General features: G+C 45.4%; 24 protein-coding genes and 2 pseudogenes. 15 read left to right on the top strand and 11 right to left on the bottom strand.

Annotation, left to right across the window (positions count from 1 at the left end):
• From ACE1CM_RS29720 to ACE1CM_RS29695, 6 genes and pseudogenes are all read left to right on the top strand, one after another.
• A pseudogene (locus ACE1CM_RS29720) lies at positions 1-190 on the top strand (hypothetical protein); the annotation flags it as partial.
• Complete coding sequence (locus ACE1CM_RS29715) at positions 187-366, top strand: hypothetical protein (RefSeq protein ID WP_374882455.1); 180 nt, start codon at positions 187-189, stop codon at positions 364-366. The pseudogene ACE1CM_RS29720 and the gene ACE1CM_RS29715, both read left to right, overlap by 4 nt.
• 340 nt (positions 367-706) lie before the next feature.
• Positions 707-1,933, top strand: coding sequence for a GNAT family N-acetyltransferase (locus tag ACE1CM_RS29710; RefSeq protein WP_374882454.1), 1,227 nt, complete (start codon positions 707-709; stop codon positions 1,931-1,933).
• Entirely contained in the window at positions 1,934-2,173 is a 240-nt protein-coding gene (locus tag ACE1CM_RS29705) for a hypothetical protein (protein WP_374882453.1), read from the top strand.
• Positions 2,157-2,306: pseudogene (locus ACE1CM_RS29700) on the top strand (hypothetical protein); the annotation flags it as partial. The gene ACE1CM_RS29705 and the pseudogene ACE1CM_RS29700, both read left to right, overlap by 17 nt.
• A 96-nt stretch (positions 2,307-2,402) precedes the next feature.
• Positions 2,403-2,774, top strand: coding sequence for a DUF4346 domain-containing protein (locus ACE1CM_RS29695; protein WP_374882457.1), 372 nt, complete (start codon positions 2,403-2,405; stop codon positions 2,772-2,774).
• Between the two features lie 184 nt (positions 2,775-2,958).
• Here the strand turns inward: ACE1CM_RS29695 and psb32 are convergent, their stop codons facing one another.
• From psb32 to ACE1CM_RS29680, 3 genes are all read right to left on the bottom strand, one after another.
• Entirely contained in the window at positions 2,959-3,687 is a 729-nt protein-coding gene (gene psb32 / locus ACE1CM_RS29690) for a photosystem II repair protein Psb32 (RefSeq protein WP_374882452.1), read from the bottom strand.
• Between the two features lie 145 nt (positions 3,688-3,832).
• Positions 3,833-4,465, bottom strand: a complete 633-nt coding sequence (gene ureG, locus ACE1CM_RS29685) for an urease accessory protein UreG (protein ID WP_374882451.1) — start codon at positions 4,463-4,465, stop codon at positions 3,833-3,835.
• A 538-nt stretch (positions 4,466-5,003) separates the two neighbouring features.
• Positions 5,004-5,690 (bottom strand): urease accessory protein UreF, encoded by a 687-nt coding sequence (locus ACE1CM_RS29680; protein ID WP_374882450.1) that lies wholly within the window; start codon positions 5,688-5,690, stop codon positions 5,004-5,006.
• On the opposite strand from ACE1CM_RS29680, the gene ACE1CM_RS29675 reads away from it, so the two are divergent.
• Positions 5,680-5,949, top strand: coding sequence for a helix-turn-helix transcriptional regulator (locus ACE1CM_RS29675; RefSeq protein WP_374882449.1), 270 nt, complete (start codon positions 5,680-5,682; stop codon positions 5,947-5,949). The two genes, ACE1CM_RS29680 and ACE1CM_RS29675, sit on opposite strands and share 11 nt — an antisense overlap.
• 19 nt (positions 5,950-5,968) lie before the next feature.
• Here ACE1CM_RS29675 and ureE read toward each other — a convergent pair whose 3' ends face one another.
• Complete coding sequence (ureE, locus tag ACE1CM_RS29670; RefSeq protein ID WP_374882448.1) at positions 5,969-6,406, bottom strand: urease accessory protein UreE; 438 nt, start codon at positions 6,404-6,406, stop codon at positions 5,969-5,971.
• A 264-nt stretch (positions 6,407-6,670) separates the two neighbouring features.
• On the opposite strand from ureE, the gene ACE1CM_RS29665 reads away from it, so the two are divergent.
• The 4 genes from ACE1CM_RS29665 to ACE1CM_RS29650 all read left to right on the top strand — a co-directional run bounded on the left by ACE1CM_RS29665 (position 6,671) and on the right by ACE1CM_RS29650 (position 9,628).
• On the top strand, positions 6,671-7,081 hold the full coding sequence (locus ACE1CM_RS29665; RefSeq protein WP_374882447.1) for a hypothetical protein: 411 nt from the start codon (positions 6,671-6,673) through the stop codon (positions 7,079-7,081).
• Between the two features lie 75 nt (positions 7,082-7,156).
• A complete protein-coding gene (locus ACE1CM_RS29660) occupies positions 7,157-7,651 on the top strand; it encodes a GAF domain-containing protein (RefSeq protein ID WP_374882446.1) in 495 nt (164 codons plus the stop codon).
• Between the two features lie 29 nt (positions 7,652-7,680).
• Complete coding sequence (locus ACE1CM_RS29655; RefSeq protein ID WP_374882445.1) at positions 7,681-8,796, top strand: DNA cytosine methyltransferase; 1,116 nt, start codon at positions 7,681-7,683, stop codon at positions 8,794-8,796.
• A complete protein-coding gene (locus ACE1CM_RS29650) occupies positions 8,771-9,628 on the top strand; it encodes an NgoMIV family type II restriction endonuclease (protein ID WP_374882444.1) in 858 nt (285 codons plus the stop codon). Before ACE1CM_RS29655 ends, ACE1CM_RS29650 begins: the two co-directional genes overlap by 26 nt.
• Before the next feature lie 2 nt (positions 9,629-9,630).
• Here ACE1CM_RS29650 and ACE1CM_RS29645 read toward each other — a convergent pair whose 3' ends face one another.
• Entirely contained in the window at positions 9,631-10,374 is a 744-nt protein-coding gene (locus ACE1CM_RS29645) for a hypothetical protein (protein WP_374882443.1), read from the bottom strand.
• Positions 10,375-10,685: 311 nt separating this feature from the next.
• Positions 10,686-11,762, bottom strand: coding sequence for a magnesium-protoporphyrin IX monomethyl ester (oxidative) cyclase (gene acsF, locus ACE1CM_RS29640; protein ID WP_374882442.1), 1,077 nt, complete (start codon positions 11,760-11,762; stop codon positions 10,686-10,688).
• A 358-nt stretch (positions 11,763-12,120) separates the two neighbouring features.
• Here acsF and ACE1CM_RS29635 point away from each other — a divergent pair, with 358 nt between their 5' ends.
• Positions 12,121-12,591: a TM2 domain-containing protein gene (locus ACE1CM_RS29635; protein ID WP_226574455.1), complete on the top strand. Its 471-nt coding sequence runs from the start codon at positions 12,121-12,123 to the stop codon at positions 12,589-12,591.
• 204 nt (positions 12,592-12,795) lie between these two features.
• A complete protein-coding gene (locus ACE1CM_RS29630; RefSeq protein WP_374882456.1) occupies positions 12,796-13,620 on the top strand; it encodes an alpha/beta fold hydrolase in 825 nt (274 codons plus the stop codon).
• 141 nt (positions 13,621-13,761) lie between these two features.
• Here the strand turns inward: ACE1CM_RS29630 and ACE1CM_RS29625 are convergent, their stop codons facing one another.
• Positions 13,762-14,379, bottom strand: a complete 618-nt coding sequence (locus tag ACE1CM_RS29625; protein ID WP_374882441.1) for a DUF2996 domain-containing protein — start codon at positions 14,377-14,379, stop codon at positions 13,762-13,764.
• A 253-nt stretch (positions 14,380-14,632) separates the two neighbouring features.
• Between ACE1CM_RS29625 and ACE1CM_RS29620 the strand changes: the two genes are divergently transcribed.
• Entirely contained in the window at positions 14,633-14,845 is a 213-nt protein-coding gene (locus ACE1CM_RS29620) for a hypothetical protein (RefSeq protein WP_374882440.1), read from the top strand.
• Between the two features lie 336 nt (positions 14,846-15,181).
• Complete coding sequence (locus ACE1CM_RS29615; protein ID WP_374882439.1) at positions 15,182-15,325, top strand: hypothetical protein; 144 nt, start codon at positions 15,182-15,184, stop codon at positions 15,323-15,325.
• 4 nt (positions 15,326-15,329) lie between these two features.
• On the opposite strand, the gene ACE1CM_RS29610 is transcribed toward ACE1CM_RS29615, so the two are convergent.
• The 4 genes from ACE1CM_RS29610 to ACE1CM_RS29595 form a co-directional block, all read right to left on the bottom strand.
• Positions 15,330-15,605, bottom strand: a complete 276-nt coding sequence (locus tag ACE1CM_RS29610) for a MoaD/ThiS family protein (RefSeq protein WP_374882438.1) — start codon at positions 15,603-15,605, stop codon at positions 15,330-15,332.
• 88 nt (positions 15,606-15,693) lie between these two features.
• A complete protein-coding gene (gene thrC, locus ACE1CM_RS29605; protein WP_374882437.1) occupies positions 15,694-16,998 on the bottom strand; it encodes a threonine synthase in 1,305 nt (434 codons plus the stop codon).
• Between the two features lie 307 nt (positions 16,999-17,305).
• Positions 17,306-17,566, bottom strand: a complete 261-nt coding sequence (locus ACE1CM_RS29600) for a MoaD/ThiS family protein (protein ID WP_374882436.1) — start codon at positions 17,564-17,566, stop codon at positions 17,306-17,308.
• A 217-nt stretch (positions 17,567-17,783) separates the two neighbouring features.
• On the bottom strand, positions 17,784-17,948 hold the full coding sequence (locus ACE1CM_RS29595; protein ID WP_374882435.1) for a hypothetical protein: 165 nt from the start codon (positions 17,946-17,948) through the stop codon (positions 17,784-17,786).
• Positions 17,949-18,187 lie beyond the last annotated feature (239 nt).

The raw sequence follows: 18,187 nt of genomic DNA, 5'->3' as shown, positions 1-18,187 counted from the left end.
GAAGGCGCATTGGGCTTATTTATCCACTAATTCTACTAATTTACCTGATTGGGGACAAGCGGCTAACACAGCGCTCGAAGTTATCTTGCCGAAAATCCTTTTGTTTCTTTTTTTACTTGACTTGGAACGGATGATTCCTTTAGCACGGAGTTATGGTTTTGACATTCATCTTTCCAGGTGCAAGATGTGAGATTAGACAACATTGATGCAATCGCTCCGAGTAACATTACTATTGATGGCGCAAGTATAGAGCAGTCAGATGGTACTAGCTGGATGGGAATGTACTGTCTGAATATTGAAGACGCAAAGATGGGGAGATGGGGAGATGGGGTGATGGGGAGATGGGGTGATGGGGAGATGGGGTGATGGGGAGCGTGACCATTCTCAAGTCAGGACTTACGCAAAAAAACTAAGGGCGATCCGAAAAATCGTGGGTTTAGAGTCGTGAGATATCACCTTTGTTTTTGGTTGCGCTGGCGTAAGTCCTGAAGTGAGAAGCACTCGGTCAATAGTCTCCCGAATTGGGAAGCGCTATGAAGAAGAAAATTGTTTCTGGTTGGAATCCCCTGACTCCTATCATTTGGTTTCCCTGCCTTCCCGTCTCCCCGCGTCCCCCCTTCCCCGCGTCCCCCCTTCCCCGCGTCCTCTTCAAGCTCCTTATTGTTACCCTAAAAAAAGTTTAATTTTCGCGCTCCAAGTTTCCCCAATGGTAGAACAGCTATTACCTCGCTATTCTGTTTCCTGGATTAACAAGATTGCTGAAATTCCTCAGACAGCGTGGGACGCCCTCGCCATGCCCCTCAAAACTCCATTTTTAGAATGGGAGTGGTTGAATAATCTAGAAACTTCTGGCAGTGCGACGGCGAAGGCAGGTTGGCTACCCAATCATCTTACCGTGTGGCGCGAGCGCCAACTAATCGCCGCCGCACCGCTTTACGTCAAAGGTCACAGTTACGGCGAATTTGTCTTCGACCACCAATGGGCAGATCTAGCTTATCGCTTGGGGGTGCAATATTACCCGAAACTGTTGGGGATGGCGCCGTTTACCCCAGCGGAAGGTTATCGCTTTTTAATCGCCCCAGGTGAAGATGAAGATGAACTCACCGAATTAATGGTAGGGGCAATCGACCATTTTTGCGATCGCCACCAGATTTCTGGTTGTAATTTCCTCTACGTTGACCCCGAATGGCGTCCTATAATGGAACGCCATGGCTTCACCAGTTGGATGCACCACAGCTACGTTTGGCAAAATTCTGGCTTTAACACATTTGATGATTATTTGCAAGTTTTTAATGCCAACCAGCGCCGCAATATCAAGCGGGAACGCAAAGCAGTAGAAACAGCAGGCTTGCGATTAGTAACCCTCACAGGCGATGAAATTCCCAAGTCGCTATTTCCCACCATGTACAAATTTTACAGCGACCATTGCGACAAGTTTGGCTGGTGGGGCAGCAAGTATCTGACAAAGAAGTTTTTTGAGCAACTGCATCACCATTATCGTCATCGGGTGTTATTTGTCGCCGCTTATAACGAAAACGATTCCCACCATCCAACGGGGATGTCTTTTTGCATCACTAAAGGCGATCGCCTTTACGGTCGCTACTGGGGTTCTACCCACGAGATCGACTGCTTGCACTTTAATGCTTGTTACTATATGCCGATTGAGTGGGCGATCGCAAACGGTATCCAAATTTTCGATCCAGGTGCGGGAGGTCAGCATAAAAAACGTCGCGGTTTCCCCGCTACACCCAATCACAGCTTACACCGCTTTTACAACCCTCGTCTGTCTCAAATTCTCCGGTCTTATATTAGCGAAGTCAACGAAATTGAACGGCAAGAAATCGACGCCATTAATCAGGATATTCCCTTTAGCCGTCGCGAAGTTAAACTCAACCCGGATGGGGAAGTAACCTTCTCCGATGCAGATTCCTGAATGCAACCGTTGTATTCTATTCTCTGTGTCACAATTGAGGAACAGACAATTACTCCTACTAACGAACAAGCTCTAGCTTGTCTGCGCGTTTGCCAGATGCTGTCCAACTATTACCGGGACATTCAAATTTTCCGTTTTGATGACCAAACTGGAGTTGTATTCATTTTTGCAGGTGAAGAACTGCAAATTATTGTCCCCCCTAATGGAGCCTGGAGGTTTTTAGATGGCACCCAACTTTGAAGAAATGACCAACAAACAACTGATCGCCTATGCACTGGCACATCGGGATGAGATGGAACCTTTGCGCGTATTATACAATCGTCGCACTCCCGATTCAGAGGCGACTTGGTATGGCCCAATGACGACTCCTGAAGGCGAACCAATCGCAGAAAATATCCGCATCGCAGAGGAAGCTATTCGCCAACGCATTGAACTATCCGACCAAAAAAAAGCGAAAAAAACCGCACAAATTAATCAAATTGCTGAAATTGATAATCAACTATCCCATCGTCATCTTGACCTCGATCCGGGTGGATATTTTATTATCTACCTGGAGCGAGATGCTGGACTAATTTGTGCCAAGCACTTCACCAATGTTATTAACGAACAGGGTTTAGCCGTAGATCCAGAAACCGGAAAAGTGATTCCCGCAAAGGGTAAAGTGCAACGCACCCACGAAACCCTATATACTGGCAGAACCGCGAAGGAACTTTGCGTGAAAATTTTTGAAGAAACCCAGCCATGTCCGGTGACAATGTTAGACCATGCCGCTTATTTGGGGCGAGAATTTATGCGCGCTGAAATGGCACTGATTAATGGGGAAGAGTACGTTCAAGACTAATAATGTAAGTTGCTAGCTATAAACCTATCTGTTGCTTAAATGGCTAATGGCTAATTGCTAATTGTAAAATTTTGACTGCTCCCATTAGCTATTAGCGATTAGCAGCCATAACTAGATAACTAGCAACTTGGGTTAATAGCAAAAACCCGATTTCCCTCAAAGAAACCGGGTTTGGCAATTGGGATTATGACCCCATTGCTTGATACCAAAAATAAGTTGCCATCGGGATGACGGTAGCGGCAATTAACAAGCCAACGACCCAGATTGTAGCGTTGCCTTGGTCGGTTTCTTCGGCCTTTTTAAAAGTGCCTTCGACTTGAATGTTATCGGCAATTTGGGGTGCGCCCGGATCTGGTTGTCCGGATAAGACGGCGACTAAGCGATCGCTTGCATCAGAAAATGCTTGGTTGTATTTCGCTTCCCCATTCCGCAAAGGCACTAAAACGGTTTCCGACGCCACGCTATCGGCAATTTCATCAGAAAGGATAGATTTGACTTTATCCCCCGTCCGAATCGCAGTGTTATTGGTTAAAGTATCCATCACCAATAATGTTTGATTCCCTTGGTCATCAGGGGTAGGAAACCACTTTTCAAATAACCCATCGGTGAAGCTGTCGATGGTTTCCCCGTAGTCGAGGCGGCGAATGGTGACAAATCTGACTTCGTTACCCGTAGTCTTGGCTAAATTATTCAGTGCGTTGCTAATTTTACCTTCAGTGGCGCGGCTGAGGACTTCCGCTTCGTCGAGTACCCGCGTGGGATCACCAGCTGCTAAACTCGGCATCTGATAAACTCCAGTAGCGCTTGCGGGTGCAGCTACCAGTGCGGTAAACAGCAAGAGCGACGCGACTGATAAAATTAGCCGCGTGTAGTATTTTTTCTGTCGGTTAATCGTGTGAAAGAGCTGTTGCATGGAATGAAACCTATGAATCCTTTCCAAAAAATACTACAAATATGGGTAATGGGTAATGGGTAATGGGTAATTGCTCATTGCTCATTGCTCATTGCTCATTGCTCATTGCTCATTGCTCATTATTGTATCGGCGCGCCATTAGCGATTAGCCATTAGCCATTAGCCAAGATGCTTCGGTTGTTGCGCCTAAGTGCAGTTTAATAAACTCGATGACAAAGGGAAGTCCTTCCTGGGTTTTTAAATTGGTAAAGACAAATGGTTTATCGCCGCGCATTTTTTTGGCATCCCGTTCCATAATGCCCAAATCCGCACCTACCAAGGGAGCGAGGTCAATTTTGTTAATTACCAGTAAATCCGATTTGGTGATGCCGGGGCCGCCCTTACGGGGAATTTTATCACCAGCCGCCACATCAATGACGTAAATCGTCAGATCCACCAATTCTGGACTAAAGGTAGAAGCGAGGTTATCGCCGCCGCTTTCGACGAAAATTAGGTCGAGGTTGTTAAAGCGATTTTCCATCTGTTCGATGGCGACTAGATTCATCGACGCATCTTCCCGAATTGCCGTGTGGGGACACCCGCCAGTTTCCACGCCGACGATGCGCGAACTCTCCAACGCCTGACTCCTGACCAAAAACTGAGCATCCTCCTGGGTATAAATATCGTTGGTCACCACCGCAATGCTGTATTGCTGGCGCATCCCCTTGCACAATGCATCGACCAACGCCGTTTTTCCCGACCCCACCGGGCCTGCAATTCCCACGCGAAACCCAGTCATAGATGGTTTCTCCCGATCCAGTTATTTGAATTAAAGCATCTAACAGCTATTCTCCGTAAATTTACTGGAAATTTTAATTGGTTGCGCTCGCTTGCTTCGTCAGGACTTACGCAAACACCAAAGTTTCTTTCGCAGCCAGAAACTTTGGTGATAGTATCTTCCTGCGTAATTCCTGTTCATTTTACACCAACTTTACCAAAACTTTGTCGAGTTGCAACTGCTGCACCAAACCCACTTTTTTATTCATAAATTATTTTTAAAATTTAAGTATATTCAGTATATTTAAGCCCATTTCTTTATGCAATCTTTAAACAAGGTTTGGAGAAATATTAATCTAATTATTTAGATAAAGATTCAGTAAAATTCCGTTTTTATGGTAGACGCCAACTAGATAATTGGATAAGCTAGCATTTAGGTGTAAAAAGCTACATCTGGTTAGCCAAATTAAATCAGGAGGCATTAATTACCATGAAGGAGATAGAAGAGAATCGATTATGGCTTCAATTAGCAATTAGCAATTAGCAATTAGCCAAATAAATCAACTGCGAAATAACCGGGTATATTGGGTTTCGTGAGCCATACTTGCTAGTGCTAATCCCCAACTGCAACTGCTCAAGTCATCATCTGACAAAGCTAAAATTTTTTCCGTCGATTCAACGATGCTGATATGTAAATTTAGCAGCAACTGTTGAGCGGCAGTTTGCCCCAAGGGAATCAGTTTAACCCCAGCACCGATTAAATTGGTAGCCCAACTGTGTAAGTATCCGAGTAAGGCGGTTTTATCAGTTATTTGCCAGTGGGCGGCAACAATGGCGAAAGCGATCGCATAATTACAATGACTCCCGCAAGCGTTCACCATCGGCATTAGCTGCGGTTCCAACTGTTGCAGCAAGCGCGTTAAAGCGCGTCCCATTTGCCAGCTTTGCTGGCGTAATTCTTCAGTTTCCCTCGCCGCTGACGCCCAAGCATTCCAATAACTCAACCTCTCTAAATTGCCCAGTTTAGCAGCTTGATAAGCTCGCAACATCACCGCCGCTTCTAACCGAATTGCACCGCAGGTTAGTTCCCGTTCTAACCAATGTTTCAAACTTGGTTCATCTTTAATAGTTTCCCAAGAAACTAGCTGTTCCAAACCTTCGGAATAGCTGTAAGCGCCCACAGGAAGGGCTGAATTAGTCAATTGTAACAAATTTAGCAGTACGAGGTCATCGATTATGGTTAACATGGTCAAGAAAAAACGAGAAGTAGACGCACCAGAAAGTCCTTTGAAGGTGTTAAGAAGAAAAGTACAATTAACCCAAGAGCAACTAGCAAAGTTACTGGGAGTTTCTACCAGAGCCGTTCAAGCTTGGGAGGGTGGCGAGTATCAACCTAGTTTGACCATTCCTCAAATTAAAGCCCTCTGTCGAGCTTTAAATTGCAGTCTGGAAGATTTGCCAGACGAGTTCGGCACCCCGAAGCGATCCCCGGAAGAAGAAACCTAATCCAAAATCCCAGATGCCGCTAATGCTGGTGTCCATAAGCACCTACCTCCGGCTGAAAAGGCACTACTTCTTCTTTTACCTCCAGATCCATTTGTTCGAGCATAGTCTTCAACACCGGATCTGGAGACAGTCGTAAGTAAGTTGTAGTAATTTCTAGCGCTACGTGGCGATTACCCAAATGATAAGCTGCTTTTAGCAGCGCTAGGGGTGTTTTAGCCGTTACCGTCAGGACGGGTTCTGGTTTAGCCTGGACGCAAACAACAATATCACCGCTGTCCGAGAGTAACAGATCGCGATCGCGCAGCACCGTTCCTCTCGGTAAGCGCAGATACATTGCTTGTCCGTCAGGAGCAAGGTAGCGATGGCGACTGCGAGTGCGTTCCTCTGCGGTCAGCGATAGGGTAAAGCTAACTGCTGCATCCGGATTTGCTGGTAAGCGTTGCGTCAAACTCAACATGAGATAGCTCTGGTCGATTCTGTGCGGTATTTACGTATATTTACGTATTTTCTCATGGGTCTTCGGGTTCGATGACCCACCGCTTTTTTTGCCTCTAGGATTGATAAATCAACCCTCTCAATTAATATTGTTAAATCTAATAGACTGGTTCAGATTGTTTCATCTCAGCACACGCAACAAATTTGTTGTTTTTGTATCCAGCTTTACTTGACACGCCTTTGACATTGTTGCTAGAAAAGTAATCATTCTTAACAACTAGCAATTATGAAACTAAATCTACGCCTTTCAGCAATCCTTTCTACGGCTGCTGTTAGCAGCATTTTGTTAGCTTCAGTTGCTCCCGCCGAAGCTTATTCTTGTATGTTCGGCAAGAATAAGGGCGCTAATGCAGCCACAGATGGCAATTCGCCCAGCCTAACTGCCAACCAAGTCGATTTTCCCAAAAAGATGGCGATCGCAGGCGTTGGCATCACCGCAGTTGCAGGCGCTGTGGCAGCAGGTGTGGTTTACAAGGCACGTCTGGCAAAAGCCGCTGTAGTTGATGCTGTAGTTGATGCTACCGCACATCCAGAAGTTACCTCTGATGCCACGGTTGAAGAAGTGCTGTACGCCCCAAAGGCGGAAGAAAAAGCTTCTGCTTCTACGCCTGACAAAGATTTGACATTGGTCGGCTAGTTAATAGAAAGATTTGAAAATAACCCTCTGGCAACTTTGCTCTTGGGTTATTTTTATGGGACTAGCTAAAGATAGATGTATAATGATAGGCGATCGCATAAAACCTGGAACGCCATCTTGCTGGAAATTAAAACCGATAATTCAGAAATCGAATTGACGCAGATACTCAAACAAATCTGCGAATCTGCTGGTTGGAAATACGGCGAAATGTGGGTGCCAAAAAACGATCTGCTGCAATGCCATCAAGCTTACTACATTGCTGATGAGAAATATGCAGAGTTCCGCAAAGAATCAGAAACTTTTACCTTTGGCGCAGGTGCTGGGTTACCGGGGCGCGTGTGGTTAACGCAACAAAGCGAATGGATTGAAAACGTATCGTTAGAACCATCGATATACTACAGATCCCATCTGGCTAAAAAAGTTGGGTTAAAGGCAGCTTTGGGCGTGCCGATTGTAGAATCGGGTTCGGTTGTTGCTGTAGTGATATTTTATAACGATATTGCCGAACATCTCAGCGAAAACCCGATTGTTGAGTGGAGCGATCGCATTAAATCTTTGATTATTCAATAGCACTACAACAAAGTATCAGGGGTCATCAATTGAACAGAAGCCTAGCTAAGAAATATCGTCTAATTGACCTATTCTCAGGAGCAGGCGGTTTTACTCTTGGATTCACCGACTCACGATATGGGGGTGGATTTCAAAGTATCCTTGCCCTAGATAACGATAAGGCTGCTCTAGAAAGTTATGCCGCTAATTTTGGCAGACATGGGATATTAGCCAATATCGAAGACTGGCTAGGGACAAAACCAAAAATTCCCCTGTCCGATGTTGTTATCGGCGGTTTGCCTTGTCAAGGCTTTAGCCTGCTTAATAAAAAGCGACAAGGCGACTCCCGTCGCTCACTTTGGCAACCATTTATGCAGGTTGTGGAATCAACGCAAGCCTCTATTTTTGTCATCGAAAATGTCTCGGAATTTTTGCGTTCAAAAGAGTGTAATGAAAGCAAAGAATTAGCCGAACGAATTGGTTTTAAAACTGCTTGTGCGATTTTAAATTCGGCGGATTATGGAGTTCCACAAATACGCCGACGCGGTTTCATTATTGGGTGGAAGCAAAAGGCAAGTTTATCTCCTTGTTTTCCCCCATTACCTACTCATTCTAATTTACCGCTTTTGAGCAATCTTCCTAATTGGCTGACAGTTCGCGATGCAATCGGCGATTTACCTGAACCTGAAGGAACAGAAATTCGCAAAATTCCACCACCGCTTGATTTACACTTTGGACGAAATCCTACTGCAATAAGTTTGGCGCGTTATCAAGCTGTTCCCCCAGGAGGTAATCGCTTTGACTTGCAAAAGAATGCGCCAGAATTAACTCCCGATTGTTGGATTAAAAAAACTTCTGGAGGAACGGATTTATTTGGTCGATTATGGTGGGATAAACCATCAGTAACAATTAGAACGGAATTTTTTAAACCGGAAAAAGGACGCTATCTTCATCCAGAAAAACACCGCCCAATCACTCATAGAGAAGCCGCAAGACTCATGGGATTTCCGGATGATTTCCGTTTTATTGGCAGTAAATCAGAAATTGCAAAGCAGATTGGCAATGCCGTTCCTCCACCCCTAGCAGGAGCGATCGCTAGAACTATCCGGGTCATGTTAGATTCATTTGAGAAAGAAAGGGATGAGTGCTTACTTTTCCGAAGCTAGAAAAAACTTTCATGCCGCTGTACTGGTGGGAGTAATACGTTTTAATAATCAAAGCGTGCCTAACTTTGCCGATGCATCCAGTAGAGCCAGTTCTAATATTGCCAGACGTATTGTTGAAAAGTTGCAAGGAGAAGTAAGTATTGGTCGGATTGCTGGACAAACTTCTGGAAAAGTTTTTGAAGATTTAGTTTTGGAGTTTATACAGGATTGTTTCGGAAGACTCGGTCATCTCAGACCTGGAACATGGGGAATTAGAAAAGTAAGCAGTCGAGATAGATTATCCATAGCTCAATTTGAGCAGTATACTCACTTGGTTATACTTGATGAGGCAGCTAGATCTAATCCAGCACTTGCCGCCGCTTTGGGCAGTGACTACACTATTACACCTGATATTGTGATGTTCCGCGTTCCAGAACCAGATGACCGAATTAATGCCATATCAGAACTGGTGGATGAGGAATCAGCAAATTATGCAATTATCAGACAAAAGAATAATGGTGCTTCTATTCTACATGCCAGCATTTCTTGCAAATGGACAATCCGCAGCGATCGCAGTCAAAACTGCCGAACAGAAGCACTCAATTTAATTAGAAACCGGAAAGGCAAATTACCTCACATTATTGTAGTAACTGCTGAACCTTTGCCCAGTCGAATTGCTTCTATTGCTCTTGGCACAGGTGATATAGACTGTGTTTACCATTTTGATCTTTATGAGTTAATGGCAGCTGTTAGGGAAGCAGATTTAGACGATGCTGGTGAAATGTTGCGAATTATGGTTGAAGGCAAGCGTTTGAGAGATATCAGCGATTTGCCTCTAGACCTCGCTGTATAACCTTATGGCATCCACTCGAAAACAATTCCCACCCGACTATCCTTATCTTCCCTAGCATTTTGCCGCTGAATATCTGTAGCAACTCGGACATTGCGAGTAACGGCATAACCAAAAGAAAGCGTTGTCAAACCAATTTCTTCATCGGTTCCTGGGGATACCCAACTCTGAGTTAAAGAAATATCTGCCGCACCGCCGCGAGATAATACCAACATTAACCTAGCACCGATATTCACCCCGCCCCTGGAATATTTTTCGGTTTCTAAATGCCGATAACCCAACACAGGGGCAACATTTATATAACCGCCTAAAGGCAGCAGATAATAACGCAAATCTCCCCCATACCCCGATCGTTCGCCGTTAAACGAAGTCTGGTATTCTCCACTCAGGGTTAACCCGGTTCGACCTAGAAAAAAATCTTCCACACCTAAATTTACACCACTAGCGCGATCGCTCGAAGGAAACTGGGAATAACCCAACCGCAATCTGGTACGAAAACTAGGGTCATTTCTAATATCCCGCAAAACATTCGGTACTTGCTGTCGCCACCGCTGCAAAACCGGACTGCTTTCAATAATTTCTGGACTTAAATCTAAGTCATCCGCAGCAGGGGTATGATTTTGTTGCGGCTGAGTTTGTTCGCCAGCAGCAGGCGTGGGAGTTGCTTGGGGTTGAGTTTGACACAGAGCAGGAGTTGTTACCAGTGTCAAGCTAATGCCAATCGGTACAAGCCAGTAATTGAATTTCATTGCCAGTTAGAATTTAAAATTTAAACCCACAGCGTGCTAGCAGCGAACCCTGATACGGTAGCAAATATAGCATCTGTTATAGCAAATCCGCCTGGAAAACCCCCTTTATCATCTTCCTCTTCCTCTTTCTCTTCCTTTTGGCGCTCTACCCTACGGGAAACCGCTACCCTTGTCTATGGCGTCTTGGCGGTTGATTAAAAAAAGGGAAATGCTGTCCGGATTTGGTATCACATCCCCGGCAAAATCCGTTGCAAAAAAAACGGTTCTGCTAAAAGCAGAACCGGGATAATCAAGGAGCAACATATGAAAAACTATTTGACTGTACCTTCGAGAGGCGTTACATCAATTGGCTTCATCAAGTACAGTCGCAGTAACTGCCAACCATTCGAGATGTAGTATGGCAGCTTTTGGAACAATTGCAGGAATTTTGGAGTGTTGGTGTTTGCGATCGCTGTCAACTTTTCGTTATTCTTGACGCAAACATCCAGTCGCTGATAAAACTCTGGTTTATTCACATCCAACATCACCGGGAACACGCGCCCAGCGGTTTCGTTGGTTTTCTCGATCACGTGAATATCATATTCCCGCGCATCCAAACCAATCGAGGCGTAGAAATCTTTGCGCTGAATATCGTTGAGATACATTGTCGCAAACACCGACAGCAGGAAGAAGCGACTCCACAGCTTCGCCTTCCAATCGTTCAGCGTGTGGGGTTGCGACTTCATGATGGCATCAAAGAAGTCCCCGTGGCGGTTTTCATCCTGACACCAGTTTTCAAAGAAGCGGAAAATTGGATAAATCCGATCTTCTGGATGGGCTTCCAAATGGCGATAAATTGTGATATAGCGCCAGTAACCAATTTTTTCTGAAAGGTAGGTGGCGTAGAAAATAAACTTGGGCTTGAAGAAGGTGTATTTTTTATTTTTGGTCAAAAATCCCAAGTCCAGCGACAGATTGAAATCTGACATCGCCTTGTTGAGGAAACCCGCGTGGCGTGCCTCATCCCGCGACATCAGGTTAAAGCATTCTGCCAAAACCGGGCTTTTATCTTTCAAGCGGCGTCCCAGTTCCTTGTAGAGCAAAAAGCCGGAAAATTCTGCCGTACAGGAACGTTCCAAGAACTCGATGAACAACTTGCGAGTTTCCCCGTCGATTTTATCCCAAGATTGTTCAAACTCAGCATCCCGGACGAAGTGGTTGCGATTGTAGTCGGTGCGGAACTCTTCTAAAATCGCCCTCAACTCGTCTTCGTTGGGCGAAATGTCCATTTTCGCCATTTCGTCGAAGTCGGTGGTGTAGAACCGAGGCGTCAGGATAGTGTCCTTAGCTGGGACTTTAATACCGGGCCTTAGCTCTTCAAAGCTGGGTTTCTTGAGGGAATCTACCATAGGTAATTGTTCTTTTATCTGTTTTTAAGTTTTTGCCTGTGTCCAGCGATTCAGGGGCTGGGTTTTAGTCTACCAAGGTCTAGGCTACTAATTGTTGCGAATTTTGTTAAGACTTGCAAAGGTTTTTGACAAGGCAGAAGGCAGGTAAATGATTTTTTATAGCACAGTCAATTATTTTTGTCAAGAAGCGCGCAACGCAAAGAAACCGGGTTTCTGTGAAAAATCGTGGCTTTGGAACTAGAGATCTAGGCAGAAACCCGGTTTCTAGGAAAGCCCTTGCGTAATTCCTGTATTTGTGAAGCTGGTGTGAAGAAGAGCTACTATGATTAAAATTGGATAACTTTAGCGTTAGCAACCGATGAACGATATTGGCACTAGCTATCTGTTCTGGCTGGGTTGGTTTTTCGGCTTAGGCGGACTGCATCGGCTTTATAACAAAAAGATTGGCACGGGGCTGCTGTGGTTTTGTACCTGGGGCTTATTTGGCGTTGGGCAATTTATCGATTTAGTTTTAGTTCCCAACATGGTGGACGAACACAACGCCCAAACTAGAGCCAAATTGGGTTTATCTCCCACGGGAGTTCCTTTAACTCAAGCCGCCGTTGCAGCGGCTGTTGTTCAAACTCCCCGCGAGCAATTGATGGTAAAACTCGTCAAAGCGGCGGCGGTTCGTGGTGGTAAAATTACGGTCACTCAAGCAGTAATGGATACCGGGGTTGGCTTTGCCGAGGTGGAAGCAACATTAAAAGAAATGGTGCAAAGCGGCTATATCGATGTTGGTAACGATCCAGTTTCTGGCGTTGTAATTTATGACTTTATAGAACTGTGAGGTTGGGGTGGGATCGCAGTTAAACACATCCGGCTAATAGCCCATCATCGCTAATGGCTAATAGCTAATAGCTAATGGCTAATGGTATAGCCAGAAAATATTCCCATGAGCAATTAGCAATTAGCAAATAGCAAATAGTAAGAATTGCAGCATTTTAGAAGTATCCGTTAGATATCAGCTTTCATTAATGTGGTTTTGGCAGCAATGAAACGAGTTAATCAGGTGACTACTGAGCAGATCGTTGAGCAGGATGGCTGTTTGCTTCACTACTGGCTGACTGGTTCAGAAGATAAACCTTTAATTATTTTTACGCACGGAGCCGGAGTAGATCACCATGAGTTTGACGCGCAAGTACCTTTCATTGCTCAAGAATATCGCGTGCTGACTTGGGACGTGCGTGGACATGGGCTATCGCAACTAAGAGGCAAAGAGTTTAAAATTCGCGATGCGATCAACGATCTACTCATAATGCTTGAGCGGTTGGGTTGCTCCCAGGCAACCTTTGTTGGACACTCAATGGGAGGCAACATTCATCAGGAGCTTGTGTTCTATTATCCAAACTCCATTAGGGCATTGGTCATGCTGGGTTGCACTTGTAACACACTCAAACTTTCACAACTAGAAATGTTGCAGACTCAAATTGCCATTCCACTGCTCAAGTTCTATCCGTGGAATTTACTGAAGCATCAGATGGTTCAGGTGAGCGCGATCAGTGCTGAGGCTCGAGCGTATTTGAATCGAGCATTCGAGCAAATATCAAAGCATAATTTTATCGCGGTGATGACTGAGTTAACGAAGGTCTTGCACTACGAACCTGGATATCACATTACGCAACCCCTGTTGTTAACGCATGGTGATAATGATATGACAGGTAACATTAAAAAGATTGCCTCAGTATGGGCAACACGCGAACCAAATTGCCGATATCAGGTGATTCCCAAGGCGGGGCACGCGGCAAATCTAGATAATTCAAAATTTTTCAACAGCTTACTGCTTGATTTTTTGCATGAGTATGTACAAGCAAGGTAACAGGGAAGTTACCCCCGTGGGGGTAACTTCCGCCTATAACTTGGGTATTGCTTATTGTTTCCATTGCGATCAAAAAACCCGGTTTCTTTAAGAAACCGGGTTTTTAAAGAAAGCCATGTGGCGTTTAATTATGCCTATTCGCTAATTTCTCACCAGCCACTTTTGACCATTTAACCGCTGGACAACCCCAAACAATAGCAAATCGAGGGTGATTTTCCGTTCGTCAATCAAGAAAGGTTCAATGGTACTCGGTTTTCCTTTATTTTCAGCATAGGAAAAACCACGTGGCCCTTGAAGATTGTCTTGGATGAAATAAACGCGAAATTCACGCCAACCGTCATTCCAGCGACCGATAATTTGCGAACATTCCGGCGCATCGGCATAGCCAATCACTGGAATTTTTTCCTTTGCCAGCGTCAGTTCTAAATCCTCCACGCCTTGCTTAGCCAGTTTTGCTGTCAAGGCTGGCATGAAGTCTTGTTGAATAAACTCGGCGAAGGGTTTATCTTCAACAGCTGGTGCTTTTTCCTTTTTGGCAGCAGCTGGTTTAGCTGCATCACCCGCAGGTTTGGCAGCTGGCTTTTTCGCAGTTTTCTCTTCCGCCGCATTCGGGCTTGTTTCTGGATTTAATGCTGTTGGATCGGGCGCGTTTGCAGAGGGAATATCCGTCGCCACCGGGGAGTCGGTGCTGGGGGCGCTTTCTTCTGCGACGCTGGGTGCTACTTCACCCGCTTCATTGGGATTGGTTGCTTCTGCCATAGCTCAATTCAACAGAATTTAGGATTATTTATTGACTGGACATGGGCAAATTCTAGCGTTTACTGGGGGACAGGGAGCGATCGCCGTGAGATTTCAGGTTTTATAGGACTTACGCAACTGGCATATTTTTTCTCTCCGGGTGCGTGACGTTGTGAGAATATTTCAACGTAGCAATGAGACTTGTAACGTCACGCACCAGCCAGCAATTGTGACACGCAGCTTTAGTCCTGTTTTATTGACGAGGGTACGAGCCATGACATTAGTCAACTACAATCAGATGAGCCTTGACGAACTACGTCGGTATGTGCTGACTCACCGAGAAGACATAAATGCTTTTCATATCTATGTCGATCGTTCAAAAGCAGCAGGGCGCATGATAACCATCAACCCGGACGATCCTGATTGGGAAAAAACCCTAGAACGGAAGATTCAGCAGGCAACCTCTGGTGAGACAGAGCCAAATTAGGCGTAATATCATGTCCTTAAGATTACCCATAATTAGCAGCCGGGACACGGCATTATTAACGTTATCTGTTTGTCCGAGATATCTATAATGCCGTGTCCCTACGCAATAACGGGGTAAGGTTTTTTTATTATGGGCAATTCAACGGACATCATATCACTATTCGCTCGGCAGGAATACCTTTATGCAGAAGACGGTCAAAAGCTTTTGGTGGTGATGCCAAGGCTTTTAACCGTCCGTTGTACGAAGCCGGGACACGGCATTATTAACGTTATCTGTTTGTCCGAGATATCTATAATGCCGTGCCCCTACGCAACAACGGGGTGAGGTTTTTTGATTATGGGCAATTCAACGGACATCATATCACTATTCGCTCGGCAGGAATACCTTTATGCAGAAGACGGTCAAAAGCTTTTGGTGGTGATGCAAAGGCTTTTAACCGTCCGTTGTACGAAGTGCGATCTAAAATTCAAAATCGATTAAATCTTCAACCACCTGCAACAGCTGGAACAATACTAACTTCATCGCCATCTTTAAGCGGTGTCTCGGTTCCTTCTAAGAAGCGGATGTCTTCGCTGTTGACGTAGAAGTTCAAAAATCTTCTCGGTTTTCCTTCTTCGTCGCACAGACGGGATTTAATGCCGGGACAGCTTTGTTCTAAAGAATCTAGCAGTTCAGCAACGTTGTTGGCGCTACATTCTAAGGTTGCTTGGTCGTTGGTAAATTTTTGCAGTGGGGTGGGGACTAAAACTTTTACGGTCATAGGTAATTGGTAATTGGTAATTGGTAATTGGTAATTGGTGATGGGTCATTGGGGATTGTTTTGCCTATGACCCATTACCGATTAGCACTTACACAAGCACTTGTTGCCATTCGAGGCGTTCGAGGGTTTGAGCGCGTTCCAAAGCTCGCTCGAAACTATCTAGCTTCGGTTCGATGGTCAGGGGTTCGCCGATGTAACCTTGTACGGCTTCCTGTGTCTTCAAACCGTTGCCGGTGATGTATACCACTGTAGTTTCTTCTGGGTCAATTTTCCCAGCTTCTACTAATTTCTTTAATACGGCGATGGTCGTGCCGCCTGCGGTTTCGGTAAAAATACCTTCGGTTTCGGCTAGCAGTTTGATGCCTTCGACTATTTCGGCGTCGGTGACGGATTCGATGTTACCGTTGGTTTTCTTAGCGATGTCTACGGCATAAACTCCATCTGCTGGATTACCGATGGCGATAGATTTGGCAATGGTGCTGGGTTTGACTGGCTTGATGAAGTCGCGGTTTTCCCGGAACGCTGAGGCGATGGGGGAGCATCCTTCTGCTTGCGCGCCGCTGAAGCGGACTGGTTTTTCATCGACTAAGCCGACTTTGACGAATTCTTGGAAGCCTTTGTAAATCTTGGTGAATAAGGAACCCGATGCCAGGGGGGCGACGATGTGGTCGGGGAGTTTCCATCCGAGTTGTTCGATGACTTCGTAACCCAGGGTTTTGGAACCTTCGGAGTAGTAGGGGCGCAAGTTGATATTGACAAATCCCCATCCATATGTATTGGCAACTTCCGAGCAGAGGCGGTTGACTTGGTCGTAGTTGCCTTGAACTGCCATGACGGTGGGGCCGTAGATTAACGTACCCAAAACTTTACCGGCTTCTAGGTCGGAGGGGATGAAGACGCAGCATTCGAGTCCGGCGTGGGCGGCGATCGCAGCTGTAGAATTAGCCAAATTCCCCGTGCTGGCGCAAGATACCGTGGTGAATCCCAACTCGCGGGCGCGGGACAGTGCGACTGATACCACCCTATCTTTGAAGCTGAGGGTGGGCATGTTGACGGCGTCGTTTTTGATGTAGAGATTTTTCAGTCCCAGGCGGCGGGCGAGGCGGTGAGAACGAACCAGCGGCGTCATCCCGGTTCCCACGTCAATGACGTTGTCGGTGGCGACGGGCAAAAATTGCCGATAGCGCCAAATCGAATTCGGCCCAGATTGAATGCTTTCGCGAGTCACTTGGCGACGGATGGCGTCGTAGTCGTATGCGACTTCCAACGGCCCAAAGCATAACTCGCACACGTGCAGCGCTTTGGCTTCGTACTCTGCGCCGCACTCTTTACACTTCAGGTGTTTAAAGTTAGAGGTTTTAGCCTGGGTTGGGGTGGTAGTCGCAACAGTCATGGGTTTAATCTCTACTTTCTGGGCATTCCGTCAACATGTGTTTGATACTATCACGGGGTAAAAATACTCGTCAAACATATCCGACTTTTTTTGTCGGGTATGGGGTAAGCTGAGTCAGCAGTAGGATTGAGAGCGATCGCTACGCCAAAATCAGCTATTATTAATAATTAAAAATTAATTTGAATATTAATTAAATTTATATTGACAAAAGTTACTTTGCTATTACCAGCAGGTGAGCGGGTGTGCAGGTGAGAATATAAATTCAAATTCTCCCCTGCTCCCCTGCCCCCCTGCCCACCTGCTAGATTCAACCGCCGCTGACGGGTGGAATGAGTACAACTTCGTCGCCATCTTGCATAACGGTATCGGGTGCGACGAATTGGAGATTGATGCCAAAGCGGGTGATATCGCGCCATTGTGCGAGAGAGGGGTGTTCGGTGATGAAGCGATCGCGCACTGCAAAGACGGGTGTATCTTGAGGAAATTCCAGGACTAATTCAGGGACTTTGTAAGCTTCCTGGTAGACAGCAAACAGTTTGACGGTGACGGTGATAGAAGAGTTGGACATAGGAACGGATAAACAAATGCTGCCCTTAAAGTAGCGCGAACTTAATAGACCTCTGCAAAAAAGAATCTCTTTGACAGGCATCGACGCCTATACCACAAGAAATATGGTCGAAGTCTAATCAAAGTAAAACCCCGGCTTGCCAGCCGGGGTTTAAGCTAGGTGCATTTTGAAAATGGTAGATGCAGATGCTTGTCCGAACTTTGAGGACTCTTAACAATTAGTTTCTAAATTGCCACTCTGCAACCAGGTGTTCGCGCCCCTCATTATCTATTTTTTTGACCCAAACCATATAAAGCTTAGCTTCAGAGGTGAATTGAATTTTTGTTAAATAAGTTTCACAAGTGGTGGCAGATGAAACAGCTATATTTTCTAATACTTGCATGTTTTTTAGCTCCCCTGATTGATTGATAAATCAGATATACTTAACTACAGTCTGGATCTGATAAATAATTTGTCTTGTGATTTGAATCAGTCTTAGTGGTGATTTTTCATCGGTTTTCCAGCGAGCTTGCTCACACCCAAATTGAGTATATTGATTAAATTCAATGGTTTTGTTGCAAGTGGAAGCTTGATATTTGTGATTGATATTTTAAGTATTTTTACGGTGATTATGGGTGTAGG

It is taken from the genome of Microseira sp. BLCC-F43 (genome assembly GCF_041929235.1).
GTDB lineage: Bacteria > Cyanobacteriota > Cyanobacteriia > Cyanobacteriales > Aerosakkonemataceae > Microseira.
This window is presented reverse-complemented; position numbering and strand designations above follow the sequence as displayed.